Annotated in this window: 1 protein-coding gene; it reads left to right on the top strand. The window is 60.6% G+C overall.

The features are described 5' to 3' along the window. A partial coding sequence (locus tag H1B27_RS39615; RefSeq protein WP_197969773.1) for a transposase occupies positions 1–1,016 on the top strand: 1,016 nt, incomplete at its 5' end. Between the last annotated feature and the right edge of the window lie 107 nt (positions 1,017–1,123).

The following is a 1,123-nucleotide window of genomic DNA, read 5'->3' as shown; positions in this document are numbered from 1 at the left end:
ATGTTTTACGTCGCGTGTTTGAACGTGTCGTCGAGGCGTGCATTGCGGTCGGTCTGGTTGGTGGCGAAGGCTTTGCAGTCGATGCGAGCCTGATTGCGGCTGACGCCAACAAGCAGCGCTCGATCGCAGGTCAGGATTGGCGCAGGGACCGTGATCCGGCGAGGTCAAGCCGCGCGGTGAAGGAGTATCTGGCGACCCTCGACGATACCGCGTGGGGTGCCGCCAGCGACGTTATCCCGAAGTTCGTTTCGCCCTCCGACCCTGCGGCCCAATGGACCGGCGCTCACAAGGGAGCGGCATTCTTCGCTTACTCCGACAACTATCTCATCGACGTGAAGTTCGGCGTCATCCTCGATGTCGAAGCTACCCGTGCCATTCGCCAGGCGGAGGTCGGCGCAGCAAAGACCATGATTGAGCGGACGGAGGAGCGCTTTGGTCTCAAGCCAGAGCGGCTTATCGGCGATACCGCCTACGGGGCGGCTCCGATGCTGAACTGGTTGGTCGAGGATAAGGGCATCGCGCCACATATCCCCGTATTCGACAAGTCGAAGCGGGATGATGGCACCTTCTCGCGCAGCGACTTTCGATATGATCCGACCAGCGACGTCTACCACTGCCCCAGTGGAAAGCAGCTCGGAACGAGCGGTACCGTGCACGAGGGCAAGACGCTTCTGTATCGCGCGAGTAAGCTCGACTGCGAGGTATGCCCTCTCAAACCGCAATGCTGCCCAAAGGAGCCATCGCGCAAGATCCCGCGCGACATCCATGAGCACGCCCGGGACGTTGCCCGCTCGTTTGTTGGCACCGAGGGCTTCGAGACGTCGCGACGTGAGCGGAAGAAGATTGAGATGCGGTTTGCACACCTGAAGCGCATTCTCAGGCTCGGTCGGCTTCGACTGCGTGGACCACGAGGCGCACAGGATGAGTTTGTTCTTGCTGCCATCGCGCAAAATCTGAGGCGCCTCGCGTCGCTCGTTGCACGACCTCCGCCCGCTCATGCTCTCTGCATCGCGTAGCGTAGGAGTTGCGTAGAGAGCGTCAGGGTCGGCGGATCAAAGCCGGTCCACTTTGCCCAATGGCCGAAGGGGCATTCGTCGGTTACAATGACTTTTGCAACAATATC

It is taken from the genome of Bradyrhizobium diversitatis (assembly GCF_016031635.1).
Classification (GTDB): domain Bacteria; phylum Pseudomonadota; class Alphaproteobacteria; order Rhizobiales; family Xanthobacteraceae; genus Bradyrhizobium; species Bradyrhizobium diversitatis.
Note: the sequence above shows the minus strand (reverse complement) of the source record. Positions and strands in the feature narration are given on the sequence as shown.